This is a genomic window from Nostoc sp. (genome assembly GCF_036917455.1).
Classification (GTDB): domain Bacteria; phylum Cyanobacteriota; class Cyanobacteriia; order Cyanobacteriales; family Nostocaceae; genus Nostoc.
In genome coordinates this window covers 87,868-112,991 of the sequence record NZ_JBALDK010000201.1, presented here as the reverse complement: position 1 = coordinate 112,991, position 25,124 = coordinate 87,868, and the positions used below count along the sequence as shown (strand labels likewise).

At 44.3% G+C, this 25,124-nt stretch carries 21 protein-coding genes and 2 tRNA genes; 13 read left to right on the top strand and 10 right to left on the bottom strand.

The annotated features are described in order from the left end of the window. Positions 1 to 70 precede the first annotated feature (70 nt). Positions 71 to 511 carry an SRPBCC family protein gene (locus tag V7K42_RS21835; RefSeq protein ID WP_334919401.1) on the top strand — a complete coding sequence of 147 codons (441 nt, stop codon included), beginning with the start codon at positions 71 to 73 and terminating at the stop codon, positions 509 to 511. A 171-nt stretch (positions 512 to 682) separates the two neighbouring features. Here V7K42_RS21835 and V7K42_RS21830 read toward each other — a convergent pair whose 3' ends face one another. Continuing rightward, positions 683 to 1,504: a SirB1 family protein gene (locus tag V7K42_RS21830; RefSeq protein WP_334919400.1), complete on the bottom strand. Its 822-nt coding sequence runs from the start codon at positions 1,502 to 1,504 to the stop codon at positions 683 to 685. Between the two features lie 456 nt (positions 1,505 to 1,960). Between V7K42_RS21830 and atpD the strand changes: the two genes are divergently transcribed. From atpD to V7K42_RS21810, 4 genes are all read left to right on the top strand, one after another. Continuing rightward, complete coding sequence (gene atpD, locus V7K42_RS21825; protein ID WP_094327671.1) at positions 1,961 to 3,409, top strand: F0F1 ATP synthase subunit beta; 1,449 nt, start codon at positions 1,961 to 1,963, stop codon at positions 3,407 to 3,409. 131 nt (positions 3,410 to 3,540) lie between these two features. Next, positions 3,541 to 3,954, top strand: a complete 414-nt coding sequence (atpC, locus tag V7K42_RS21820; RefSeq protein WP_334919399.1) for an ATP synthase F1 subunit epsilon — start codon at positions 3,541 to 3,543, stop codon at positions 3,952 to 3,954. Between the two features lie 153 nt (positions 3,955 to 4,107). Next, on the top strand, positions 4,108 to 6,237 hold the full coding sequence (locus V7K42_RS21815; protein WP_334919398.1) for an SPFH domain-containing protein: 2,130 nt from the start codon (positions 4,108 to 4,110) through the stop codon (positions 6,235 to 6,237). A 210-nt stretch (positions 6,238 to 6,447) separates the two neighbouring features. Then, the gene (locus V7K42_RS21810; protein WP_334919397.1) at positions 6,448 to 8,253 is read left to right on the top strand and encodes a serine/threonine-protein kinase; all 1,806 of its coding nucleotides are present in this window, start codon (positions 6,448 to 6,450) and stop codon (positions 8,251 to 8,253) included. A 10-nt stretch (positions 8,254 to 8,263) separates the two neighbouring features. On the opposite strand, the gene V7K42_RS21805 is transcribed toward V7K42_RS21810, so the two are convergent. Then, positions 8,264 to 8,563, bottom strand: coding sequence for a 30S ribosomal protein PSRP-3 (locus tag V7K42_RS21805; RefSeq protein ID WP_094333099.1), 300 nt, complete (start codon positions 8,561 to 8,563; stop codon positions 8,264 to 8,266). A 195-nt stretch (positions 8,564 to 8,758) separates the two neighbouring features. Here V7K42_RS21805 and V7K42_RS21800 point away from each other — a divergent pair, with 195 nt between their 5' ends. From V7K42_RS21800 to V7K42_RS21790, 3 genes are all read left to right on the top strand, one after another. Next, positions 8,759 to 9,229, top strand: a complete 471-nt coding sequence (locus V7K42_RS21800) for a DUF29 domain-containing protein (protein WP_334919396.1) — start codon at positions 8,759 to 8,761, stop codon at positions 9,227 to 9,229. Positions 9,230 to 9,269: 40 nt separating this feature from the next. After that, positions 9,270 to 10,085, top strand: a complete 816-nt coding sequence (locus V7K42_RS21795) for a TIGR01548 family HAD-type hydrolase (protein ID WP_334919395.1) — start codon at positions 9,270 to 9,272, stop codon at positions 10,083 to 10,085. Between the two features lie 74 nt (positions 10,086 to 10,159). Beyond that, the gene (locus tag V7K42_RS21790; RefSeq protein ID WP_334919394.1) at positions 10,160 to 11,548 is read left to right on the top strand and encodes a cytochrome P450; all 1,389 of its coding nucleotides are present in this window, start codon (positions 10,160 to 10,162) and stop codon (positions 11,546 to 11,548) included. A gap of 58 nt (positions 11,549 to 11,606) precedes the next feature. Here V7K42_RS21790 and V7K42_RS21785 read toward each other — a convergent pair whose 3' ends face one another. Both V7K42_RS21785 and ruvB read right to left on the bottom strand, forming a co-directional pair. Further along, entirely contained in the window at positions 11,607 to 12,416 is an 810-nt protein-coding gene (locus tag V7K42_RS21785; protein WP_334919393.1) for a tetratricopeptide repeat protein, read from the bottom strand. 350 nt (positions 12,417 to 12,766) lie between these two features. Continuing rightward, positions 12,767 to 13,867, bottom strand: coding sequence for a Holliday junction branch migration DNA helicase RuvB (gene ruvB, locus V7K42_RS21780; protein ID WP_334919392.1), 1,101 nt, complete (start codon positions 13,865 to 13,867; stop codon positions 12,767 to 12,769). A 251-nt stretch (positions 13,868 to 14,118) separates the two neighbouring features. On the opposite strand from ruvB, the gene hisF reads away from it, so the two are divergent. From hisF to V7K42_RS21765, 3 genes are all read left to right on the top strand, one after another. Beyond that, a complete protein-coding gene (hisF, locus tag V7K42_RS21775) occupies positions 14,119 to 14,892 on the top strand; it encodes an imidazole glycerol phosphate synthase subunit HisF (protein ID WP_334919391.1) in 774 nt (257 codons plus the stop codon). A gap of 99 nt (positions 14,893 to 14,991) precedes the next feature. After that, positions 14,992 to 15,186, top strand: a complete 195-nt coding sequence (locus V7K42_RS21770; protein WP_012410736.1) for a hypothetical protein — start codon at positions 14,992 to 14,994, stop codon at positions 15,184 to 15,186. A 94-nt stretch (positions 15,187 to 15,280) separates the two neighbouring features. Continuing rightward, a tRNA-Ala gene (locus V7K42_RS21765) sits at positions 15,281 to 15,353 on the top strand. A gap of 371 nt (positions 15,354 to 15,724) precedes the next feature. On the opposite strand, the gene V7K42_RS21760 is transcribed toward V7K42_RS21765, so the two are convergent. After that, on the bottom strand, positions 15,725 to 17,452 hold the full coding sequence (locus V7K42_RS21760; protein ID WP_334919390.1) for a succinate dehydrogenase/fumarate reductase flavoprotein subunit: 1,728 nt from the start codon (positions 17,450 to 17,452) through the stop codon (positions 15,725 to 15,727). A 215-nt stretch (positions 17,453 to 17,667) separates the two neighbouring features. Next, the gene (locus tag V7K42_RS21755; protein ID WP_012409297.1) at positions 17,668 to 17,985 is read right to left on the bottom strand and encodes a hypothetical protein; all 318 of its coding nucleotides are present in this window, start codon (positions 17,983 to 17,985) and stop codon (positions 17,668 to 17,670) included. A gap of 639 nt (positions 17,986 to 18,624) precedes the next feature. On the opposite strand from V7K42_RS21755, the gene V7K42_RS21750 reads away from it, so the two are divergent. Then, positions 18,625 to 19,458, top strand: coding sequence for a hypothetical protein (locus tag V7K42_RS21750; protein ID WP_334919389.1), 834 nt, complete (start codon positions 18,625 to 18,627; stop codon positions 19,456 to 19,458). Positions 19,459 to 19,521: 63 nt separating this feature from the next. Here the strand turns inward: V7K42_RS21750 and V7K42_RS21745 are convergent, their stop codons facing one another. The 4 genes from V7K42_RS21745 to pds all read right to left on the bottom strand — a co-directional run bounded on the left by V7K42_RS21745 (position 19,522) and on the right by pds (position 23,618). Next, a complete protein-coding gene (locus V7K42_RS21745; protein WP_334919388.1) occupies positions 19,522 to 20,844 on the bottom strand; it encodes an ABC transporter substrate-binding protein in 1,323 nt (440 codons plus the stop codon). A gap of 192 nt (positions 20,845 to 21,036) precedes the next feature. Further along, a tRNA-Ser gene (locus V7K42_RS21740) sits at positions 21,037 to 21,128 on the bottom strand. A 134-nt stretch (positions 21,129 to 21,262) separates the two neighbouring features. Then, positions 21,263 to 22,195 (bottom strand): 15-cis-phytoene synthase CrtB, encoded by a 933-nt coding sequence (gene crtB, locus V7K42_RS21735; RefSeq protein ID WP_334919387.1) that lies wholly within the window; start codon positions 22,193 to 22,195, stop codon positions 21,263 to 21,265. Beyond that, on the bottom strand, positions 22,179 to 23,618 hold the full coding sequence (gene pds / locus V7K42_RS21730; RefSeq protein WP_334919386.1) for a 15-cis-phytoene desaturase: 1,440 nt from the start codon (positions 23,616 to 23,618) through the stop codon (positions 22,179 to 22,181). The genes crtB and pds overlap by 17 nt, the downstream gene beginning before the upstream one ends. A gap of 361 nt (positions 23,619 to 23,979) precedes the next feature. On the opposite strand from pds, the gene nagZ reads away from it, so the two are divergent. Continuing rightward, the gene (gene nagZ, locus V7K42_RS21725) at positions 23,980 to 25,068 is read left to right on the top strand and encodes a beta-N-acetylhexosaminidase (protein ID WP_334919385.1); all 1,089 of its coding nucleotides are present in this window, start codon (positions 23,980 to 23,982) and stop codon (positions 25,066 to 25,068) included. Positions 25,069 to 25,124 lie beyond the last annotated feature (56 nt).

Genomic DNA, 25,124 nt, shown 5'->3' with positions numbered 1-25,124 from the left:
TTGATTTAATCTACTGACAATGGCAAATTTTGCGTTACTCTAATTGCAGCAACAGCATCGAAGATGTGGAATGCCCCAAGTTTTAGAACAATCAATTCAAATTAATGCTACAGCTACGGTGGTGGAGCGCTGTATTAGCGATTTAGCTCTTATGCAACGCTGGCTCAACCCCGTCCTGCGTTGCGAACCTGTGGGTGAAGCTTGGAGTACCGATGTCGGTAGTAAAAGTCGTTTTATTATTCAAATTCCTCTGCTGAAACCCACCTTGAATAGCGTAGTTGTAGAACGACAACCGGGTTTGGTAGTCTGGGAATTCCAGGGATTTTTTCAAGGGCGCGATCGCTGGGAATGTCAACCCACAGAAAAGGGAACGCTTCTACTAAACCGTTTTGAGTTCGATATTCCTAACCCTTTAGTAGGTTGGGGTTTCAACACCTTTGCTGCTTCTTGGACAAAAGAAGATATGCAAGCTCAACTCCGCCGCCTGAAACGAGTCGCAGAAAATTCGTAATTCGTAATTCGTAATTGGGCACAAAAGGCAGAGGGGCAGAGGGGCAGAGGGGCAGAGGGGAAAGAACTTGGTATTTGAACTCTCCCCTGCTCCCCTGCTCCCCTGCTCCCCTACTCCCCTGCTTCCCTGCTCAAGCACAGGCTTAATCGAGACATGGTGAGAAATCCGGGCCTAGTCCTTACCCAACTCGGTAAGTAGCCGCCGAATCATTGATGCATCCTGGGCATCAGGAACTGCTGCTAAATAATTTTGTAAGTCGTTTACTGCTTGGGGGTAGTGACCGAGTTGATAGGAGATTAAGCCGCGATCGCGCAATTCTAAAGTTAAATTAGGAAACAGTAACAAAATTCGTTCAATCGCTGCCAGCGTTTTTTCTAACTCTTGTTGTTTGAAGTAGATAAGTTTTATATTTGTCAGCATTCGGGCCAAAAATTGCCGATTACTGACTACAGCTAAAAATTCTGGTTGTAGCGTTACAGGTTGCTGATAAAGTTGAGACAGCAGTTCTTCGCAATCTTGGGCAAATATTATTTCACCGCCATTGAAGGCATCGACAAAAATCTCTATATCTGGAACATCTGGACGAATTAGAAAATGTCCTGGCATCCCTACACCCACCATCGGAAAATCAATCCGTCTGGCAACCTCCACGTAAACCAACGCCAAGGTTATGGGAATTCCCAATCGGCGGTCAATGACATCATTAAAAAAGCTATTGCGCGGATCGTAATAGTCAACTTTATTACCAGAAAAGCCTAAATCATCGTAGAGATACTGATTAATGCTTTGAACTATCCGCAGAGGATATCGTGAATCAGGCAGGCGTTCTTGAAGCTCCCATGCCATTGTATCAAGGGCATTAAGATATTCCTCTGGGTCTAACTTAGGATATTCTTCTTGGGCGATATACAAAGCTGCCTTTGCTAGGTCAATGTTTTCGTCAGCCTGCTGAATCTCCTGATAAAAATATTGTCGCGGTGACGAGAAATTCATAAGCTGTTGCTCGGTGAAAGTGTGATGAAACTACAGCCAAACCCAATCCTGGATTAGGTTTGGCTGAAAAAAATTTTATACCTAAATACTTTATAATTCTAATAAACTACTGAATTGCACTGGTGTAGGCGATCGCAATTCTGAGAAAGCCTGAAACACTAATTCTGCCTTCAATAATTTAAACCGTGAGATCGAAATAAGGGATTCTACCGTGTATAGTTTTGCGTAATTCCTAAGTCCTGTGTCTAAAATCATCATGACACGCCAGTTTTAATTTTGAGTCTTTCCTAGTCCCCATGCTAAAACTTACCTTAATTTTGATCCCCAAGCCCCAGTCTTAAAGATCAATTTAAGGCGAAGGTGGGGGCGTTCAGTGCTAATCTGAAAGGTGACATTGCTTAATTTTATGTCTTCTCCGACCTTATCTGAAATATAGCTTCACTCATTAGGCGCAGCATGGTCACAACCGCAGAAAAAACAAACATTGGCTACATTACCCAAATCATTGGCCCAGTTGTAGACGTTAAATTTCCCGGCGGGAAATTGCCACAAATCTACAACGCTTTGAAAATCAAAGGCACCAATGAAGCTGGACAGGAAATCAACATCACCATTGAAGTACAGCAACTGCTGGGCGACAATCAGGTGCGGACTGTTGCGATGAGTTCCACAGAAGGCTTAGTGCGCGGTTTTGAAGTTACCGATACAGGCGCTCCTATCAGCGTGCCAGTTGGTAAAGCCACCTTGGGTCGAATTTTCAACGTCCTTGGCGAACCTGTGGACAACAGAGGCCCAGTAAATGCTGAAGCAACTCTACCCATCCACCGCTCGGCTCCCAAATTCACTGACCTGGAAACCAAACCTTCGGTGTTTGAAACTGGGATTAAAGTTGTTGACCTTCTGACTCCCTATCGACGCGGCGGTAAGATTGGTCTATTCGGCGGCGCTGGTGTTGGTAAAACCGTGATCATGATGGAATTGATCAACAACATCGCTACCCAGCATGGTGGAGTATCCGTATTTGCTGGCGTGGGTGAACGCACCCGTGAAGGCAATGACCTCTACAACGAAATGATGGAATCTGGGGTTATCAACAAAGACAACCTCAACGAATCAAAAATTGCTCTAGTTTACGGTCAAATGAACGAACCACCCGGAGCGAGAATGCGGGTTGGTCTTTCGGGATTGACAGTAGCAGAATACTTCCGGGATGTGAACAAGCAGGATGTGCTGCTGTTTATTGATAATATCTTCCGGTTTGTACAAGCAGGTTCTGAAGTATCCGCGCTATTAGGTCGGATGCCTTCTGCGGTAGGATATCAGCCCACATTGGGAACCGACGTAGGTGAACTGCAAGAGCGGATTACCTCGACAACAGAGGGTTCCATTACCTCCATTCAGGCAGTATACGTACCTGCGGATGACTTAACCGACCCCGCACCTGCTACCACCTTCGCCCACTTGGACGGAACCACAGTACTGTCTCGCGGTTTGGCAGCTAAGGGAATTTATCCCGCAGTTGATCCCCTGGGTTCAACTTCCACCATGCTCCAACCAAATATTGTCGGTGAGGAACACTACAATACTGCTCGGGCGGTGCAATCAACTCTGCAACGTTACAAAGAACTCCAAGACATTATCGCCATTCTCGGTTTGGATGAATTGTCTGAAGAAGACCGTCTAATCGTGGCACGGGCGCGGAAAGTTGAGCGCTTCTTATCTCAGCCATTCTTTGTAGCAGAAGTATTTACCGGTTCTCCTGGTAAGTATGTGAAGTTAGAAGATACCATCAAAGGCTTCCAAAAGATTCTGTCTGGTGAGTTAGATGCTTTGCCAGAACAGGCTTTCTACTTGGTTGGCGATATCAACGAAGCGATCGCTAAAGCTGAAAAAATCAAAGGTTAGTCATTAGTCATTAGTCATTGGTCATTAGTCATTAGTCATTGGTCATTAGTTCAACTGCTAATGACTAATGGCAATTACGAAAGACATAAATGACAAAGGACAACAGACAAAGGACAAAGGACAAAAGACAAATGACATTAACCGTTCGGGTAATTTCTCCAGATAAAACAGTCTGGGATGCTCCAGCTGAAGAAGTAATTTTGCCTAGCACCACTGGTCAACTAGGTATCCTCACTGGACACGCACCACTTTTGACAGCCTTGGATACTGGTGTAATGCGAGTCCGTGCTGCGAAAAATCAGAATTGGGAAGCGATCGCTCTTTTGGGTGGCTTTGCCGAAGTCGAAGAAAATGAAGTGACAATTCTGGTTAACGGCGCTGAACGTGGCGACAAAATTAACCTAGAAGAAGCTCGTGCTGCTTACAACCAAGCAGAAGCGGGACTCACTCAAGTCTCAGTAGACGATCGCCAAGCCCAAATTAAGGCAAATCAAGCCTTCAAACGCGCCCGCGCTCGGTTTCAAGCGGCTGGCGGTTCGGTCTAATTTAACTTTTTATTTCAAATTTGTAGGTTGGGCAATGTCCAACCTACAAATTATTTATTAAATTTTTAAAAAATTACGTCAAGTTTAAGAAATCGAGGCAAGCTTTGTTGAAGTGTTAACTTAGCTAATTAGTTGCCCAAATGGGCACAAGTTATGAAAAGCTTTTCATCTTTGCTTGGTACTCGTAAAGAAAATAAGGTAGCTCGTTTTGCAGCATCTATCGTAGCAACGTTAGCGATCGCTGCACCAACGTCTTTGACGATCGCTAGCAGTATTCATTCTGCCAATGCTACTCCTGTAAAAACAACTACTGCAAAAGAAATAACTTCGGTATCAGTCCAGCTAAATCAGACTACACCAAATATTGCTCAGTTACAAATTAGTAGCACTAAATATCAAGCTGCTGGAATTAATCCTTTTGGACTGGTTCCCATCGTCCTTGTCGGTGGTTTAGTCATATTCGTCCCCCTATTCTTTGGCGGACTAGTGGTTATTGGCGAACGTGAAGTTGGCATTGTGGTCAGAAAATTTACCCTTTCCGGGCGCGGAATCCCAGCCGGAGGATTGATTGCTCTTAATGGTGAAGCAGGTTTACAGGCAGATACTTTGCCTCCTGGTTGGCACTGGGGCTATTGGCCTTGGCAGTATTCTGTAAAAAAAGAAGCGGTAATTGTCGTTCCCCAAGGGGAAATCGCTTTGATTGTGGCGGCAGATGGGGCATCCAACCCACCAGAGCGGATTTTGGGTAAAATTGTGACTTGTGACAACTTTCAAGATGCTCGAAAATTCCTTATCCAAGGTGGGGAAAAAGGGCGGCAGATGGGTTTTCTCACCGCAGGTACGTACCGGATTAACACCGCCCTGTTTAAAGTCATCATGGCATCAAATGCCGGCGCTCATGGCATGACTCCAGAACAGTTGCGAGTATACAGTCTTGCATCTGACAAAGTTGGCATTGTCACTACCTTAGATGGTGTACCAATTTCTGCTGGTGAACTCGCAGGCCCCGTAATTGACGGACACGACAACTTCCAAAATGGTTATAAATTTATTGATGGAGGTGGACGGCGAGGTTTACAAGAACAGATTTTGCTTTCTGGTTCTTGGAACTTGAATCCTTGGTTTGTTCAGGTTGAACAAGTACCTATGACGGAAATTCCCATTGGGTATGTGGGTGTGGTGATTTCTTTCGTAGGTAAGGCACATCAAGATGTTAGTGGTGCAGCTTTCACCCACGGTAACTTGGTGAATCAGGGACATAAGGGTGTGTGGGTTGAACCGCTATATCCTGGTAAGCATCCGATTAATTCCCGGATTATGAAGATTGAACTTGTGCCAACGACCAACATCGTTTTAAACTGGTCGGGTCGAACTGAACGCCACAGCTATGATGCTAAACTGGCTTCTTTAACAGTGCGATCGCGTGATGGATTTGCCTTTGATTTAGAAGTAGCGCAAATTATCCATGTGGGTGCATTAGATGCCCCGAAGGTAATTTCTCGCGTTGGTGTAATGCAAAATCTCGTAGACCATGTATTAGAACCAACTATCGGTAATTATTTCCGCAACTCAGCCCAAGACTATACTGTACTAGACTTTTTGACGGCTCGGAGTGAGCGACAAGCTGAAGCTGCTGAGTATATTAAAACAGCATTGCGGGCTTATGACGTGCAAGCGATCGACACCCTGATTGGTGATATTCTGCCACCAGCGTCGTTAATGCAGACACAGACAGACCGGAAAATTGCCGAAGAAGAACGCAAGACTTATGAAGTCCAGCAGATGGCGCAAACTCAACGCCAGCAGCTTGTCCGGGAAACGGCACTGGCTAATATCCAGCAAGAAATGGTGAAATCGGAGCAAAGTGTGCATATTGCTGACCTAAAAGCCCAAGCCCAAATTAAACAGGCGAACGGTGAAGCTGAGGGGACAAAACTCCGGGCAATTGCTGAGGCTGAAGGTATTCGGGCCACAGGTAACGCTAAAGCTGAAACCTACCGCGCTGGTGTGGAAGCTTTGGGCCCACAAGGTTATACAGCAATGCAACTAATGCAGATTATAGGCGATCGCAATGTCCGCTTGATTCCAGATGTCTTAGTTGGTAGTAACGGCAGCAATAATGGCTTAGTGGATGGGTTACTATCGATGATTTTATGGAATCAAACTGGTAAAGGTGAATTGATACCAACACCTTTGCATCCACAACCAGTAGTTACCAAAGGAGAACCAACCACAGAAAATGGTTATCCACCTATAGTTGTGAATTTTCCTGTAGATAAGTAACATCCAGTTGGACATCACATCTGTCCATAAGTGTCAACTTAGAGCCAGGGCGAATAGAATAGAGCCTCCGGCACGCTGACGCGAACGCGGCTATACAAACGAAGTCCACCTCCGCGCACTAAGGAGAAATGGAGGGTTTGAAACCCACGGAGGTGGCTTTTGCCTGTATAGACGCGGTTTCTAACCGCCGATTTAACTGAAAGGAAAGTTTTGTTTTTACAAGAGCGCTATCGTTTAATCAAGCAGATTCGTAAAGGGGGAATCTGTAAAACCTTCCTCGCTGTAGATGAAGGTCAGTTTCCTCCAATTCCTTGCGTTATTCAAGAATTATCGCTGCAATCCGAAACGTCTAAAACTTTTCAGCAAAAAGCGCAAAAGCTAGAGGAATTAGGAAAACATCCGCAAATTCCGGCTTTATTAGCTTATTTTGAGCAGAATGAGCATTTTTATTTAGTGCAAGAGTTTATTGCAGGCACTAATTTAGCTCAGGTGGTTGAAGAGGAGGGCGCTTTTAATGAAACTCAGATTTGGCAACTGTTAGAAGATGTGTTGCCAGTTTTGCAGTTTATTAGCGATCGCAATATCATTCACCGCGATATCAAACCCCAGAATATCATCCGTAGATCCCCAATTACCAAAAAAGGGGATTTCGTCATAGTCGATTTTACCACTGCGAAAATCGTCACAGAAATCGATCGGTTAACATTTGAAACCAGTATCGGCAGTCCAGAATATGCCGCACCAGAACAAGCTAGAGGAAAAGCAGTTTTTGCTAGTGATTTATATAGCTTGGGTGTAACTTGTATTTACTTACTTACCCAGATTCCACCCTTTGATTTATTTGATATTGCTAACGATTGTTGGGTCTGGCAACAATATCTTACGACCAAAGTTAGCGATTGGCGACAAGACTCAAAGAGTCTACGCTTGACCCAAATCCTCGACAAGCTGCTGCAAAATGCTATTAACCGCCGCTTTCAATCAGCTAATGAAGTTATGCAAGCAATGGGTATGGAATGTAAAACTCAAATTAAATTACCAAATCCTCCTTGGCGATGCTTGCATACCTTAACTGGGCATTCTGGGACATTAAGTGGTGTGAATGCCCTTGCCATCAGTCCTGACTATTACACTTTAGCCAGTGGAAGTGATGACAAAAACATCAAATTGTGGGATTTAAATACCCAAAAAGTTCTAGCTACCTTATCAGGACATTCTCAAGCTGTAAAATCAGTTGCTTTCAGTCCTGATGGGAAAATTCTGGCAACTGCTAGCGATGATAAAACTATCAAATTATGGCAGATTGAGACATTAAAGGAAATCTGCACCTTAGTGGGACACTCACACGCTGTAAAATCAATTGCTTTCAGTCCAGATGGGCAGATTCTCGCTAGTGGTAGCTGGGATAAGACAATCAAACTCTGGGATGTAAATACTGGCAGAGAAATTTACACCATCGCTGGACACCAATTACAGGTAAATTCAGTAGCGTTTAGTCCTCAAGGCCAGATTTTAGCCAGCGCTAGCTATGACAGAACGATTCGCCTGTGGCAATTGAGAGCATTTGGAGAGTTTGAGGAAAAATTTGAAAACCGCCCATGCTATAGCTTGTTAAGCACCCTTTCGGGTCATGCATGGGCGGTTTTGACAGTCGCTTTCAGTCCCGATGGGAAAATTTTGGCGACGGGTAGTGATGATAACACTATTAAATTGTGGGAGGTAAACACTGGTCAGCTAATTTGCACACTTGTTGGCCATTCTTGGTCTGTGGTGGCTGTGGCTTTTACTGCCGATGGCGAAACACTCCTAAGTGCAAGTTGCGACAAAACAGTTAAACTTTGGAGGGTAAGCACAGCAGAAGAGATTGTTACTCTCTCTGGTCATGTAGACTCAGTATCTGCTGTTGCTGTGAGCAAAGTTAGACAATTAATTGCAAGTGGCAGCAGAGACAAGACTATCAAACTGTGGCAGCTTGTAGAACAGCGCGTAGGCGTAGCCCATCGTAGACATAGTTAATATTGTAAGATCAGGCGCTACCTGTGAAGGCAACTTCTGGAAATTTCAACTGAGCTTCTGCCATTGGACGGTTTCTGCCTTCCTCTTGCCAGTAGTTAATCACTTCTGTTGCTTTGTTAAGCAACTCGACACGATCTAAATCGGTAATCCAATGTTTGGATTCTAATTCCTTTTTTAATTCTTCCCAGGCATCATTTCTGGGCCAAAAAAAGTACTTAGTCAAAGGACTGGTGCCTTTGCCTACAACTTGATCCACTGCAAGAGCAACGTTTTCGTCTAACCACAGAATTTTCAAAATAAACTTGGTCAATCACACCTCCGGGAATTTCCGGGCATTACTGAACTAGGATAGCGATCGCTTATTTTAACGCAATACCCTATCAAATGACCAAACTGTGATTGGATTGGGTTAGCATAAGGTGTAGTTGGCCCTAGCTACAGAGGCTTATGACCGTCAAAGACTGGAGATTATTAATTTTGAATTTTGAATTCGGAGCGAAGCGACGTGACTGCCCAACTGCCCCAATCTCAAATAACATCTAATTCAGATTTGTATGAGCAAGACTTTTACCTGTGGATTCAAACCACAGTAGAACTGCTCAAACAAGGTCGGCTCACAGAACTGGACTTAGACAACCTGATTGAAGAAATTGAAACGATGGGCAGAAGTGAAAAACGTGCATTAGAGAGCAATCTGGAAGTATTGCTGATGCATCTGCTCAAATACCAAATTCAAACTGAAAGGCGCTCAAAAAGTTGGCAGTACACTATTTTGGAACACCGCAGGCGAGTCCAAAAGGCACTCAAGGAAAGTCCGAGTTTAAAGCCTCACTTCGATCGGGTTTTCGACGAAAGCTATGAAACCTCTAGACGACTGGCTGTAATTGAAACTGGATTAGCCATTGCTATCTTCCCCGAACAATCTCCCTTCACGCCAGAGCAAACCCTCGACCCCGATTTTCTACCTGAGTCATGAGCGTATTATGATGATGTAAAACTCTTTTGCTTCCTACTCCATGACTCAACAAACTTCTGCAAAAGCGATCGTTGTTTTCGATATTGATGGCGTTGTACGCGATGTTAGCGGTTCCTATCGCCGAGCGATCGCAGATACGGTAGAATATTTTACTACCCAAGCATATCGCCCAACCCCACTAGATATTGACCAACTGAAGTCTGAAGGCGTTTGGAATAACGACTGGGAAGCATCGCAGGAATTAATTTACCGTTACTTTGAAACCCAAAAACAGAGCCGCGAACAACTGCAACTAGATTACAGTGCGATCGTTGCTTTTTTTCAATCCCGTTACCGCGGCCCAGATCCAAGTAATTTTACTGGGTATATCTGTAATGAACCATTATTATTACAACCTAGCTATTTAGAGCAACTTACCCAAGCTGGGATTGCTTGGGGATTTTTTAGCGGCGCAACTCGTGCTTCCGCGAACTATGTCTTAGAAAAACGCCTTGGCTTACAATCTCCTGTATTGATTGCGATGGAAGATGCACCAGGTAAACCTGACCCCACTGGACTTTTTGCTACAGTTCGTGAGTTAGAAAATGGAATTGAGCAAAAATCAGCGATTGTGTATGTCGGAGATACAGTCGCAGATATGTATACCGTCGAGAAGGCACGAGATATAGATTCTTCTCGCCCTTGGCTTGGAGTAGGAGTTTTACCGCCCCATGTGCAGGAAACAGCAGCCCGTAGTGATGCATACAGTGAGACACTGCTAGCAGCAGGAGCAGCAGTAGTTTTGCGTAATGTGCAAGAATTGACCCCAAGACAGATTCAAGAATTGGTAAGTTCATCTGCCCAATCTGTGTTCTAAGATCAATCAAGCTAGGGGTGCATGAATGACTAGCTGATAACAATCTTGCTTTAATCATTGGGAGATTAATAAAAATGTCTGCACTTCAACTTCCTAACGGCCCTCAAACTCACCCTTGGGTACAGACGTATCAATGGCTTACTAACCCCGTGGAATATATGGAAGCCTGTGCTAAACGCTATGGTGATATTTTCACTCTGCGGATTGGCCCAGTTTTTACGCCTCAAGTATTCATTAGCAATCCCCAGGCGATTCAGCAGATTTTTACCACCGATCCCAAACAGTTAGATTCTGGTGCAGCAGCAGGTTCAGGAACGCCTTTATTAGGGCCAAATTCTCTACTATCCTTAGAAGGAAAACCTCACCAGCGCCAGCGTAAACTGCTGACACCTCCTCTACATGGGGAAAGAATGCAGGCTTATGGTGATTTAATCTGTGAAATCGCCAAGCAAGTAACTAATGAGTGGCCAGTCGGGGAAAGCTTTACAGTCTTGCCATCCATGCAAGAAATCTCCTTTCAGGTGATTTTGAAGGCTGTATTTGGTTTAAAGGACGGACTTCGTTATGAAAAACTCAAAGAAATCCTAATTGCTATCCTGAATCCAAAAAAGCCTATCTTGCGGGCAATATTCCTCCTGTTCCCATTATTACGGCAGGATTTAGGGCCTCGCAGTCCTTGGGGAAGTTATCTACGTTTGCGGCAGGAAATGGACGATCTCATCTATGCTGAAATTCAAGAGAGGCGATCGCTTGGCGACCAGTCTCGAAGTGATATTCTGTCTTTAATGATGGCGGCTCGTGATGAAGCAGGTGAGCCGATGACAGATTTGGAATTACGTGATGAGTTGATGACTTTGTTGGTTGCAGGCCATGAAACTACAGCCAGTTCTTTGGCATGGGCGCTGTACTGGATTCATCATCAGCCTGAAGTCCGGGAAAAACTGATGCAAGAACTTGATAGCCTGGGTGAGAACAAAGACCCAAACGCCATTTTCCGATTACCTTATTTGAATGCAGTTTGTTCGGAAACAATGCGCCTGTATCCAGTGGCAATGTTGGGATTAAATCGATTGGTTAAATCACCTTTAGAAATTGCAGGCTACAAATTTGACTCTGGGACTATATTAGTTCCTTGTATTTATTTGAGCCATCATCGAGAAGATTTATATCCTAATTCCAAGCAGTTTAGGCCAGATCGTTTTCTAGAAAGACAATTTACTCCAACAGAATTTTTGCCCTTTGGTGGTGGTAATCGTCGCTGCATTGGCATGGCATTTGCCCTATTTGAGATGAAACTGGTATTGGCAACTGTACTATCTGATTGGCAAATGAAATTAGCTGATACACAGCCAGTACTGCCAGTTAGGAAAAGCGTCCTGTTAGCACCAAGCAGTGGTGTACCAATGGTAGTAATTGGAAAGCGTCAGCAAAATCAGCGAGTTCTTGAGACTAACTTAGTGTAAAAAGTCTCAGAATCAGGTGGGAGCGATCGCTTCGCTTTCCCTTTAATGTACCTGCTAATTACTGGAGTTTCAAAAATTTATCTAAAGCTGATACCATGCTGGGAGGCCAACGGCGGATATTTTTTACCCAATCAATATCCTTATAGCGGCTATCCAGCCCATAAGCTGCCACCCAATTACTCTCGGCTTCACCTTGTTCTCCATTTACCCAATATGCAGCTGTGAGGGCGGCACGCATATCAGCAAATTTGGAGTATTTACGGGCGATATTTCGCATTTCCCGGATTGCTTGCTCTTTTTGACCAGTTTCATAGAGGGCGAGGGCATAGTTAGCACGGGCAAAGGCAAAATTTGGGGCTATCTCATTAGATTTTTTGTAGTCCGCGATCGCATCTTCCCATTTTCCTAAACCTGTTTTGGCATTTCCCCGATTGTTATATGCCATCGCATCTTTAGGATCTAGTTCTAAGACATGATTATAATCTGCGATCGCATCATCCCATTTTCCCAACCCTTCCAACGCCGCCCCCCGATTCAAATATGGATCGGTGACATTCGGTGCTAGTTCTATAGCTTTGTTATAATCTGCCAGCGCTTCTTGTAACTTATTCTGACTTACCCGCGAATTTCCCCGGTTACTCCACCCCCCTGCATTAGTGGGAAATTGCTCAATAATCTTTGTCCAGTAAGTTTCAGCCGTCGCAAAATCACCTTGATTCGTCGCCATAAACGCCTGGTTTGCCCACTGATCACCTTGTTTTAATTGTTCTTCTGTAATCTTGTTGGACGTTTGAGATTGTGCCATAACTGGTGTAACCCAGCCAAACACGAGTAATAGACTGAGAAAAATACCAATCAACTTAATCATTTTGGTTTACCTGTGTCTTGAAGGTGGGGAATGAGGAATCGGGACTGGGGAACAGAGGGGAGCAACGCGAAAAAGTGAGATCCTCGTGAAAAGAGCTCTTGAGGCAGGGGAGGCAGGGGGAGCAGGGGGAGTGAAGAGAAAACTTTAGTATTTTTTACGACCTTTATAGCTATAAATACACTTATTTCTTTCTCTTCCCCTGCCTCCCCTGCTCCCCCTGCTCCCCCTGCTCCCCCTACTCACAAAATCGCATTGCTCCCGGAACAGACGGGAAAGAGGTAATTCTTAATTCTCCCCCTTGGCCCCAAGCGCCCCTCTGCCTTTTGTGCCAAATGCCCAATTTTCCATAATTACAATAATGACAACTGTTCATTAGGCGGCGTGAATCCCAAATGCTTATACGCTGCTTTTGTCGCCATCCTCCCACGATGAGTCCGAGTTAAATACCCAATCTGCATGAGGTAAGGTTCATACACTTCTTCAATTGTTTGAGTATCTTCACCTGTCGCTGCTGCCATTGTTTCCAACCCCACTGGCCCGCCGTTAAATTGTTCAATTATCACACTCAGCATCTGGCGGTCTGTCCAATCCAAACCGCATGGATCTACTTGGAATAGTTGCAGAGCTTCAGATGCAATGATTTCATTAATTTCACCAGATACTTTTACTTCCGCATAATCACGGACTCTTTTTAGTAGTCTATTAGCAATCCGTGGTGTTCCGCGCGAACGACGGGCAATTTCTGTTGCACCATCTTCTGTAACAGGGGTTTTGAGTAATTGAGCGGTTCGCAGTACAATTTTAGTCAGTTCGTCAACTTCGTAAAATCGGAGTTTTTGAATTAAACCGAAGCGATCGCGCAGTGGTGAAGTTAAAGCACCAACACGGGTTGTAGCTCCCACTAAGGTAAACTTTGACAGTGGCAAACTTCTAATCCTAGCGCTAGAACCCTTACCAATCGTAATATCTAAGCGATAATCTTCCATCGCCGGATAGAGAATTTCCTCCGTCATCCTTGAGAGGCGATGAATTTCATCCACAAATAAAATATCCCCTGGTTTCATGTTCACCAGTAGCCCGACAATATCCCGTGGACGTTCTAGGGCTGGTGCACTAGTAATTTTGTAATTTACCCCCATTTCCGATGCTAAAATCATTGCCATTGTGGTTTTACCCAATCCCGGCGGCCCGTACAACAGCAAATGATCCAAAACCTCACCACGAGACTTAGCTGCTTTAATGGCAATATCTAGCACATCCTTTAAATCTTTTTGCCCAATGTAATCGGCAAATCGGTGCGGCCGAATCCCTTCTTCCTGCTGTTCTTGTTCATCAACAGCAGCTTCAGGCTTCAAAATATTTTCTGTGGATGGTGCTTTCGCCGACTCCCGACGCTGCTTTGGTTCTCCGTTGGGTTCTGGAGGCTGTTTTTTCGAGGAGATTATCGCCATAATTTCAGCTATCTACTTTTAAGGGACTGGGGACTGGGGACTGGGGACTGGGGACTGGGGACTGGGGAGTAGAGAAGGGAATAGGTTACAGGTTATAGGGTACAGATTATTCATCTACGACCTGTCACCTGTCACCTCTGGCCTAATTCCAATGCCTCATTCCCCATGCCCGTGAAAATTTTCGTTTGGAAATACCCGCGCCAATTTAAAATTTAAATTCCGGTCAATTACCCAGAAGTACAAAAGTTATTATGTTATCTAAAAGAATCTTACCGTGCTTAGATGTGAAGGCGGGACGGGTTGTAAAAGGAGTTAACTTTGTTAATCTCCAAGATGCGGGCGATCCGGTAGAACTGGCCAAGGTTTACAACGAAGCCGGTGCTGATGAGTTAGTATTTCTGGATATTACAGCTACTCATGAAGACCGAGCTACTATTTTAGATGTCGTCTACCGAACTGCTGAACAGGTCTTTATTCCATTGACTGTGGGTGGTGGGATTCAATCCTTAGAAAATGTTAAAGCTTTGTTACGAGCAGGCGCAGATAAGGTTAGTATTAATTCTGCGGCGGTGCGCGATCCAGATTTGATTAATCGGGCCAGCGATCGCTTTGGTAATCAGTGCATAGTTGTTGCTATTGATGCCAGACGCAGAAATAACCCGGAAAATCCAGGTTGGGATGTGTATGTGCGGGGTGGAAGGGAAAATACAGGCTTAGATGCCCTATTGTGGGCACAGGAAGTTGAAAAACGCGGGGCTGGAGAACTTCTATTGACAAGTATGGATGCCGATGGAACCCAAGCTGGGTATGACATCGAAATCACACGGGCAATAGCCGAGGCTGTAGAAATTCCAGTTATTGCCTCTGGTGGCGCAGGTAATTGCGAACATATCTACACTGCCCTAACTGAAGGCAAAGCTGAAGCCGCACTACTAGCATCCCTATTACATTACGGTCAGCTAAGTGTAGCAGAAATCAAAAATTATTTGCGCGATCGCAACGTGCCAGTCCGAACATTATCTTGATCCACGAATTACTAGTTAATGACATCCATCTGAGGTTAGACACACTTCCTAAAAAGGGTGTTAATATTATTTTACAAGTATTAACAAATATTAAAAAATATGTTGCTTCCTATTTTACTTTTTGATGTGGCCCTAGTAGCATGGTCGCTGCACTTAATGGAAAAAGCCTACGAGAGTAAAGAATTTTCTCTAATGTTGGCTGGTACATTAGTTGCTCTGGCTGCTGCTGCTATGTTAGTAGTTTACTTTTTGATGGGGCACTGTATGACCTATTTATTGCAAGTGTCCTTGTGAGGGTTAAGTGGTAGAGGAGATATTTAAAATTTAGTTTCTACAAAAAGCTTGACAAAATACTAATAACTAAGCCATTATGTATAATGGATTTTAAGGGGTTATAGCGCAGTTGGTAGCGCACCTCAATGGCATTGAGGGGGTCAGCGGTTCGAATCCGCTTAGCTCCATCCTTAAACTTTAAGTCTCGTTATAGCTGTTTGTGACTGGAAGCATAATTTTTCTGCGACGAAAAGCTTATGCTTCCAATTTTTTAGACTTAACAAAAATGCGGACTAAATTTTTATCAAAATAGAATTCAGGAGTCAGAATGGGCTAAACCTTAGCTATCCGCTAACAGGATGAATTCTGTACGAGTGGCGGATAGCGACGCGAGAAGCGAGTCATCCAGCGTCTGAATAAACGGGTTTAAAACCCCTACCAAATTGAAAATTTTGTGGTGCAACAATTCAGTAGCGGGTCTGAATCCCCAACTGATCGCGAGTCTGCTCTGAATTCTTCTTGAATGTCACCTCGGTTTTGCAAATAAATTTATCTTTGGCTAATACTTCCTCTCTTTTGGCTCAAACATAGTAATCGCCACCGGTCGATATTGAATATCAATTCCTGCTGGTGAATAGTAAGCCATTGTGTGTTTGAGGAAATTAGCATCATCTCGCTGGGAATAATCTTCGCGGAAGTGTGCGCCACGACTTTCCTGACGATTTAGGGCTGATGCTAGAATTGTCTGTCCCACGATCATCAAACTTCGCAATTCTAAGGCTTCGACAAGTTCTGTATTCCAGCAAGTTCCCTTATCATCTAAATAAATTTCAGGGTATTGCTGTTGTATTTCTGCTAATTTGTGTAAGCCTTCACTCATTAATGCCTCAGTGCGGAAAACACCGCAGTACTCAGTCATACAATCTTGGAAAGCCTGACGGACTTGGTTAATCCGATATTGTCCTGATTGTTCTAGCAAAGCTTGGATTTCATGCTGAGCTTGCGTTACATAGCGTTGCTCATCTACAGAGGGTAACTTGCGTTTTTGGACAAATTTGGCGATCGCAGCCCCAGTTCTCTTGCCATAAACGACACATTCCAGTAGAGAATTACTCCCAAGGCGATTGGCACCATGTACGGAAACACAAGATGTTTCGCCAGCTGCAAAGAAAGCATCTACAAAACCATCACCACTGCTGCGGACTTGCCCATCAGTATTAACTGGGATACCACCCATACAATAGTGAATTGTCGGACGCACTGGCATCGGTTGAGTTACCGCATCAACACCCACCAAACGATGTGCTTCTTCCCAACAAAATGGGACGCGACTCATAATTTTTTCTTTGCCCAAATGCCGCAAATCCAAATAGACAAAAGGGCCACCAGCACTACCGTCGAGATGAATACCACGACCAGCGCGAATTTCATAAGCGATCGCTCGTGAGGTAATATCACGAGGAGCTAATTCCATGCGACTGGGCGCATAGTTTGCCATAAAGCGATCGCCTTCACTATTAATCAGATACGCCCCTTCGCCCCGAACCGCTTCCGAAATCAGCACCCCTACGGGATATAAACCAGTGGGGTGAAATTGGACAAATTCCATATCTTCAAGGGGTAAACCTGCGATCGCAGTCATTGCCAAACCATCACCCGAAGAAGCGTAATCATTAGAGGTGGTATTATAAACGCGACCATAGCCCCCAGTGGCAAACATCACTGCTTTGGCCCGCACTACCTCTATATGTCCATCCAAAAGATGGAACATCACCACACCCTTGGCCTCATTTTCTTCCAAAATGAGACGCATCACATACCATTCTTCATAAACTTGCACCCCATAACGCCGCAAATTGTTAACCAATTCGTGCAAAATCGCGTGACCGGTCTTATCGGCAGCGTAGCAAGTGCGGTTGTGGGAATGTCCGCCAAAAGCTCTTTGGGCAATCCGACCATCGGGTAAACGAGAGAACAAAACCCCTAGATGTTCCAAATCAATTACCACATCTGGCGCTTCTTGGGTGAGAATTGCCACAGCATCTTGGTCTGCCAAATAATCAGAACCCTTGACAGTATCAAAAGCATGTGCCTCCCAACTATCTTGTGAATCAACATTTTTCAGCGATGCAGCCATACCACCTTGAGCCGCTACTGAGTGGGAACGAATTGGATGGGTTTTGGCAACCACTGCAATATTTAAACTGGGGTCAGTGCGGGCAATTTCCACAGCAGCACGACATCCCGCCAATCCACCCCCAACAATAATTACATCGTGTTCTAGCATAATTAGCCCCCTGATTGCAAACCACTGCTGTTCTATTGTAGAGAGGTGATTAATCAGGTAGTGCGTTGCGATCGCGTCTCTACAAAAAAATTCCCTGCCTATAGACAGGGATATTATTACAAATTTTTAAATTAGGAGTGAAAAGTCAAAAATGGAAAGTTAGGTCTTCACTCCTAACTTTTGTACAAAAGCAATTAATCGCGTTTCCTAATTCTTTAGCTAGCTGCTTGTACAGGTTGTTGTTGAGACACATTACCTGGTATAGGTTCCATTTTGGTTCCCGGTCCTACAGGACTGACTTCAATATGATTTAACAAGGTAGTGACAAACGCAAACAACAAGAAAGGTAGCGATAGCAGAACGACCAAACCCGCAGTTGCTAAAGCGTACACAGGACGCTTGGCACCCATCAGCGCCAAGGCAGATGCCAAACTTAGGGTAATTGTAATTAACCAAACAATTATTTGACCGTAGATGTCACCAAAAGTCAGGGTACAGACAAACCGATACTTTTGAATATTATTTCCGCTCATTACATTTGCCTCAAGTCTCTCCTATATAGGTTCTACGTTAGAACCATGTTTGCTTTGTAGACAATTTCTAAATATTTTTGCAAGCTTCGTAATATAACTTCGCAATCATCTTTTTTTGTTACAAAGCGCAATTCCTAGTGCAGCACAGCGTAAATAAACTAACCAATACCCCACAGGAACCTCCTCTTTTATAGTAGTCGCCGCCTAGAATTTCCTATTTTCTTTATACTACGGTGGAATGGCACTAAGAAAAGGGAAAATCGTTGAGGCAGCAGAGGTGCAGGGGAGAAAGGAAAAATTTTAAGCAATTTTAAGTATACGAACAGAAGAGATAGAAATTCCCCTCTGCCCCCCTGCCCCTCTGCAATCCTTACGCCGCCTAGCCTTCAGCTTAACTTAGTGCCATTCGTACTACGGTGTACATACAACTTCTAAAAACCGTAATTTTGTAGCGTGTGTTATGCCGTAGACCAACGCACCATCCGAAATTTTCGGTGCGTTAAAACTATAGATAAATCCAGCAAAGTCAGGATGTGAAATCCGATTTTTTGGTGTTAAATTTTGAATGTTGCCCGAATTTGTTGACTTAAATCAACAAAAACCTTTATTTTTCGTGGCAATTTTGTTTTAGGAGTGAATGTGAATACTATTTTTCTTCGTAAAGGTGTTTTTTGGTTGCCAGGTATAGCTGCTCTTACAGTCCTGAGTAGCGGCTTATCTGCAAGTGCTCAGACGGTAGATAAGGTGAGCAGTCAGGCATTAACCGACCCTTCCGCAAGCGTAGCGTCTCCCAATGAGTTTAGTACAGAACTAGACACTGTAAGCCAAAAGCTTTCTACAGAAACAACTGAAACATTTACAGCAACAAATTTAGCTGAGGTACAGCAGCCCTCAAACGCTGCAAATGCCAGTGCAACGTCTACGCCTGTTCCAGGCACAGTAGCAACCTCATCTGCGACCCTGACCTCTGAATTTGTACAACCGACTTCTCAAACTACTTCTGAACCATCTGCTACCAAAGTGGCGCAATCGGATATTGATTTAGGTAGAACAAACCGTGGTGGTAGTAGCTATGTTGGAGTTGCTGCTAACATAGGTCTAAATGGTGGTGACACGTCTTTGGGTGATGGTAACTTCGCAGTAGTCAGTAAAATCGGGCTGACAAATTCTATATCGGTGCGCCCTTCAGCCATATTTGGGGACAACACCACAATTTTACTGCCGATCACCTACGATTTTACCTTCAAGTCAGCAGATGCTTTTAGCGAACCGTTAGCGATCGCACCTTACGTTGGAGTCGGTGCAGCTTACAAAACTGGCGATGATTCGCAATTTGCCTTTTTGGCATCTGCTGGTATTGATGTGCCTCTAACTCCTCAATTCACAGCAACAGCCTCTGTCAATGCAGGATTTTTCGATCAAACTGATATCGGCTTGTTGTTAGGAGTTGGTTACAACTTCACCGGGTTATAAGAGTTAGGAGTTAAGAGTTAGTAATATTTTATTCATAACTCTTAACTCCTAATTCCTAACTTTCTACTTAGGGGTAACTTTGTCAATTACCTTAATTTTGCCGTCGTCTCCTACTGTCCAAACGTCGTATACACCAACAACATCGCCGTTAGCATCAACATCTACGTTGCCACTGGCTCCTTGATAGTTAATCTTCTTACCATCTTTAAGTAACTTCAGCCCCTCGCAGACATCGGTAACTTCTGTACCAGGCCCATCTGCGACTTCACGGATTTTGCCGGCTATACCAACACCTGTATTCTTTTTAGCAGCTTGTGCTGCCAATGTCAATAACGCAGCCGCATCCCAAGCTTGAGGAGCGTATTCTCCTGGTTCACCACCCTTTTTATCCTTCCACAGCTTGTTGAAAGCTTCTAGTGCTTTGCCATCGGAACCGGGTACTGTACCGATCGCTCCGGTTAAAATATATTTACCATCACTGCCTTTGCCAACTTGTTCTGGAAAAGTCGGTGATTTCACTCCATCTGTAAGCAGAATCTGTACTCCTTTAGATACACCTTGCTGATAAGCAGCTTTCAAGAATAGACTGCCAGTTTCAGCGTAAAGTACAGCTAGGACTGCATCTGGCTTACCAGCAAAGGCAGCAGATGCTTCTGTATCAAATGTCTGCGCTTTCGGGTCATAGCGGACAGGCTTATCTTTATTAACGATAGTTCCACCCAATTTTTCAAAAGTTTGCACAAATGCTTTTTCAAAGCCAACGCCATAGTCGTTATTAATCACGACTGTAGAAACTCGCTTGAAACCTTTTTTTCTGGCAAGTTGGGCTAAAGCTAGTGCTTGATAGGTATCAGGGGGAGCGGTACGCGCCCAAAAGCCTTTAAAGTCGCCTTTTTGGGCCTTATCAGTAAATACAGGGCTGGTACTACCAGGAGAAACCAGCATGACTTTATTCGGTGTGGCAATGGAGACTGCTGCACTAGAAACGCTACTGGCAAAGGAGCCAACTACACCTGCTACTTTATCTAAAGTTGCTAGTTTGGTCATACCGGCAGCACCAGCTTTCGGGTCGGTTTGGTCGTCTACTTGCACCAAGCTAACTGGTTCGCCATTAACCCCACCGCAAGCGTTGACCGTATCGACGAGTAAGGGGACAGAACCTAGCATCTGCTGTCCTACAGAAGCCAAGTCGCCTGTTGTGGGTAGCAGGGAACCAATTTTTAGCCCTTTAGCAGTGTTTGTTGTAGTTGAGTTCGCTGCTGGGGTAGCGGTACTTCCGTTGGTAGCTGTCCCATTGGGGGTACTGGTATCACCACAAGCCCCAACTAAAAATCCAGTTGCGATGGTAGCTATACCGAAGGTTAAGGCGGCACTAATTTTTCTCATAAATAACTTTCACTCCTCAAATATTTAGGAGCCTAAAATTAAGATTCAAACTAAATTCTTAAGTTAGTTGCATCTTACCAGGACTCCAAAGGATAAATCATATCATCCATCTTTGGGAGTAAAAGTGTTTACGCCTATATTATTTTTTACTTTTGGACACAGCAAATATTCAGTGTGTTAAAAGCTGGAAAACGGAGAGGGAGGGATTCGAACCCTCGGTACGGAGTTGCCTGCCGTACAACAGATTAGCAATCTGCCGCTTTCGACCACTCAGCCACCTCTCCATGACTCACGAATATCAATGTTACCAGACTCGTTGGGAAGAGTCAATAGTTATTTTTGGCAATTGGACATCAGTCATTGGTCGTTAGTTATTTACAAAATACAAATGACTAAGGACAAATGACTAATGACAAATTCAAAGAACTTGCGATCGCATCCAAGCTAAGGGTAAGGTGCGTAATTTTTTCCACTGGGGAACGAAAGCCCGTTGACTGAACACATCGTAATTGTTGCGTTCAATCACGTCCAAAATCTGACCGTACAGCATTGATGCTGCCCACACGGGCCAACGGGCATCTGATGATAAATAAGTAATTCCCTGATCTGAAGTAGTATAGAATTGACGAGCCCGGTCAATCTGAAAGCGCATCAATGCCCGCCAACGGTCATCTACCACACCTTTGAAGAAGTCTTGCTCAGTGTAGTTGAATTTTTCCAAGTCCTCTAGGGGAATGTAGATTCGTCCCCGTTTGGCATCTTCTCCCACATCCCGCAAGATGTTGGTGAGTTGATTGGCAATTCCCAGGGCGATCGCTTCTTCTGTGGGAACATAAGGTTGTTTGTTCTGCTGCCACGGAGCGGTGTACGTGGTGCTATCCACACCCATGACTTGTGTTGACATTAAGCCAACAGTGCCAGCAACGCGGTAACAGTAGAGGTATAAGTCCTCAAAGGTTTCATAACGACTGCGATATAAGTCCATGCGCTGACCGGCAATCATATCCCGAAAGGGCTGAATGTCCATCGGAAAGCGCTGGAGGGTATCAGCTAAAGCGACATCGTAATTTTCTAATGGGTGTCCCGCAAAAATCGATTCCAGCTGCTGTTCCCATAGGTCTAGGGTTTCCGGCGTGGTAATAGCAGATGCGGGCCCATCCACCAATTCATCTGTACGGCGACACCAAGCGTAAATTGACCAAATAGATTGACGTTTTACCGGACTCATGAGCAAAGTACCCAGGTAAAAAGTCTTGGCATACTTTGCTGTGAGATGTCGGCAAAGTTTGTATGACTCGTCTACAGAGACCAGCGTTTTCATGCGCGGGGGGGAATCAGGCAGTTGCAGCATTCGTTGCGGGCGGTCGGGTGAGCGTTTGCAGGTTTGAGGAATTTGCTACCGGGAGAGCCTCAGAAATTGCCTGCGCTGTCAGCTTACCAGAAAGTACGGCACCTTCCATACTGCCTAAGTAGCGTTGCATGGTATAACTTCCGGCTAAATAGAAGTTGGCAATGGGCGTAACTTGTGCGGGACGGTACTGTTGGCGGCCAGGGGTCGCTTTGTAAACTGAACGCGGCGTTTTCACCACATGAGATTTCAGCAATGTTGCTGGATTGTCTCCTCCAAAATGGTCTGGGAAAAGTTTTTCCAACTCAGCAAGCGTTGCAGACACAATCTCCTCATCGGATTTGGCAATCCAATCTTTTGCTGGAGCTAGAACTAATTCCAGCATTGAGCGATTGGGGTTGGCGTATTCACGGCAGGTATTGCTCATATCAGCATAAACGCTTAGGAGGGGCGATCGCGAAAAAAGTAGGTGATCGATGTCTGTAAGTTTCCGATCAAACCACAGATGCAGGTTAATCACTGGTACTCCTTCCAAACCTTCTAGCTTTTCAAAAAACTCCATCAGCTTCCAAGGTTTAGGTAACATGACTTTCAAAGGGTCAACTGAAATGGCAGATACGTAAGCATCAGCCGTCACAACTTCATCTTCTGCGCCATTTAATCCTCTAATCAAGTATCCCTTCACCGTGCCATCGGCGTTGAGTAAAATTTCTTTCAAGGGGACATTTAACCGCACTTCTCCACCGCGTTCTGTGATGTAATCTACGATTGGGCTGCATAGACGTTCTGTGGGAGAACCATCCAAAAATGCAATCTTTGAGCCATATCGTTCTTGCAGAAAGCGATTTAGTGCAGTTAAGAGAATCGTTGCTGAAACTTCATCAGGATTGATAAAGGTGAGGGCTTTACATGCGGCGATAAAAACGTCACTAGTTACCCGCTCGTCAACACCTTGCCTTTTCAACCAATCTAAGAAGCTGTATTTATCCATCTCTTCAACATACTTTTGACCCCGAACCACTGCGGGAAGTAAGCCAACTGCAAACCGAATCTTTTGCTCCCAAGTCAACATGTCTTTGTTGCGAAGAATCGATGCAATGACGTTGAAAGGAGATGGAATATCTGGAACATCAAAACGTGAGAGTGTCCCAGGTTTGTCTGGTTGATTGAAGATGAGTGTATGCTCTTTCCACTGGAGTCTGTCTTCAATGCCCAACTCCTTAAGCAATTGGAGCATATTCGGATATGCCCCAAAGAAGGCGTGTAAACCGGTTTCGTACCAGTCGCCGTCAGAGTCTTTCCACGCCGCAACCAGCCCACCCAGTACGTCCCGGCTTTCCAAGACAATGGGAGTATGACCTGCGTCCGTGAGATATTTCGCGCAGGAAAGTCCTGCTAGACCAGCACCCGCGATCGCTACTCGCATTTAACCTTAATGCCCTTCAATATTTCTTAATGGTTTTATCGTTCTCATTATACGTTGCAATCCGTTACATTTGGCAGTTATTGTGCGATCGCTTCCCCAAAAAATTTTTGCCGAAGGGAATTTTCCCTACATACACCTGCCTAACAAAATTACCAATACCATTATTAGCAATAGGTTTTAGCGAATATTTTCTCTAAATTTACGTGTAGGAAATTTCGGTAAATAAAAGTAATTCTTTTGACTGAAAATATCTAATATCAAAAGTAGTTGATTTCTTTTGAAATCTGTGTATCTAATCTGAGAAAATATCTATCGTACTGGTTATAGACTGCTATTAAAAAACTCAGTTAGGTAAAAAATTATGAGTGGATCGCAGGAGTTAAAACGCTTTGGACATCACCTGATTCTGGGGATTTCTGGCACGACATTAAGCGATGACGATAAACGCGCCCTCAATGAATTAAAGCCGATTGGGGTGATATTTTTTGCTAAGAACTTTTTGGATGGCACTCCATATCAAGTTTGGCTAGAAAACTTCAAGGATTTAAACAGCCAGATACGAGAATATACTGAACGTGATTCGATGTTTATAACTCTGGATCATGAAGGAGGCCGTGTTATTCGCACACCATTGCCAATTACGCGATTTCCTCATGCGTTGTTGCTGCGATCGCACGCCCACGAAATAGCAAAAGCCACAGCAGTAGAATTAAAATCACTGGGAATAAATATATCCTGGGCACCTGTCGCAGATGTTTTTTCCCATCCCCACAACCCCGTCATTGGGTCTCGCGCCTTTGGTAACACTCCCGAAATCGCCGCAAAATATTCCCGTGACTACTACTTTGGACTTCAAGAGTCAGGAATTTTAGGATGCGCCAAACACTTCCCCGGACATGGAGATACTAGTAAAGACTCTCACATTGAGCTACCAATACTGGATTTAACTTTAGAAGACCTGCGACTTAGAGAACTCATACCCTTCAAAGCTCTAATCGAAGTACAGATACCTTTAATAATGACTGCCCATATTTTATTTCCTAAGATAGATGCTGATGTACCAGCAACGCTTTCCCAAACTATCCTGAAAACCATACTTAGGGAAGAACTTGGCTTTGAGGGAGTAGTTGTATCTGACGACTTGGATATGAAAGCGATCTCAGATATGTTTATGAAACCCGGAACTGTGGCGCGGTCATTCAATGCAGGTTGTGACCTATTTATTGTCTCGCGCAATATTAATTCATCATCTCTTGAAAGAACCTATCAGATTGCTGAAGATTTCGTTGATTCCCTCAGTAAGGGCAGCTTAGACGAATCAGTAGTGGAAGCAGCCAGAGAAAGAATCGATAAATTACTGGCAGTAACACCGCAATATCCCGTAGAAATTTTGGATAAAGATATACTATTGCAACATGCTCAATTAGCGATCGCTAGTTCGTATTCATAAGCTAACGTGCCTTCAAATGACACATTAGCAATTGCCAAAAAACTTGCTAGGATTGC

What these genes read in the sequence shown, in the direction of transcription:
- V7K42_RS21835 (WP_334919401.1), top strand. Translation starts at nt 71, where the DNA reads ATGCCCCAAGTTTTAGAACAATCAATTCAAATTAATGCTACAGCTACG.
- V7K42_RS21830 (WP_334919400.1), bottom strand. Translation starts at nt 1,504, where the DNA reads ATGAATTTCTCGTCACCGCGACAATATTTTTATCAGGAGATTCAGCAG.
- atpD (WP_094327671.1), top strand. Translation starts at nt 1,961, where the DNA reads ATGGTCACAACCGCAGAAAAAACAAACATTGGCTACATTACCCAAATC.
- atpC (WP_334919399.1), top strand. Translation starts at nt 3,541, where the DNA reads ATGACATTAACCGTTCGGGTAATTTCTCCAGATAAAACAGTCTGGGAT.
- V7K42_RS21815 (WP_334919398.1), top strand. Translation starts at nt 4,108, where the DNA reads ATGAAAAGCTTTTCATCTTTGCTTGGTACTCGTAAAGAAAATAAGGTA.
- V7K42_RS21795 (WP_334919395.1), top strand. Translation starts at nt 9,270, where the DNA reads ATGACTCAACAAACTTCTGCAAAAGCGATCGTTGTTTTCGATATTGAT.
- V7K42_RS21790 (WP_334919394.1), top strand. Translation starts at nt 10,160, where the DNA reads ATGTCTGCACTTCAACTTCCTAACGGCCCTCAAACTCACCCTTGGGTA.
- V7K42_RS21785 (WP_334919393.1), bottom strand. Translation starts at nt 12,416, where the DNA reads ATGATTAAGTTGATTGGTATTTTTCTCAGTCTATTACTCGTGTTTGGC.
- ruvB (WP_334919392.1), bottom strand. Translation starts at nt 13,867, where the DNA reads ATGGCGATAATCTCCTCGAAAAAACAGCCTCCAGAACCCAACGGAGAA.
- hisF (WP_334919391.1), top strand. Translation starts at nt 14,119, where the DNA reads ATGTTATCTAAAAGAATCTTACCGTGCTTAGATGTGAAGGCGGGACGG.
- V7K42_RS21770 (WP_012410736.1), top strand. Translation starts at nt 14,992, where the DNA reads ATGTTGCTTCCTATTTTACTTTTTGATGTGGCCCTAGTAGCATGGTCG.
- V7K42_RS21760 (WP_334919390.1), bottom strand. Translation starts at nt 17,452, where the DNA reads ATGCTAGAACACGATGTAATTATTGTTGGGGGTGGATTGGCGGGATGT.
- V7K42_RS21755 (WP_012409297.1), bottom strand. Translation starts at nt 17,985, where the DNA reads ATGAGCGGAAATAATATTCAAAAGTATCGGTTTGTCTGTACCCTGACT.
- V7K42_RS21745 (WP_334919388.1), bottom strand. Translation starts at nt 20,844, where the DNA reads ATGAGAAAAATTAGTGCCGCCTTAACCTTCGGTATAGCTACCATCGCA.
- crtB (WP_334919387.1), bottom strand. Translation starts at nt 22,195, where the DNA reads ATGCTGCAACTGCCTGATTCCCCCCCGCGCATGAAAACGCTGGTCTCT.
- pds (WP_334919386.1), bottom strand. Translation starts at nt 23,618, where the DNA reads ATGCGAGTAGCGATCGCGGGTGCTGGTCTAGCAGGACTTTCCTGCGCG.
- nagZ (WP_334919385.1), top strand. Translation starts at nt 23,980, where the DNA reads ATGAGTGGATCGCAGGAGTTAAAACGCTTTGGACATCACCTGATTCTG.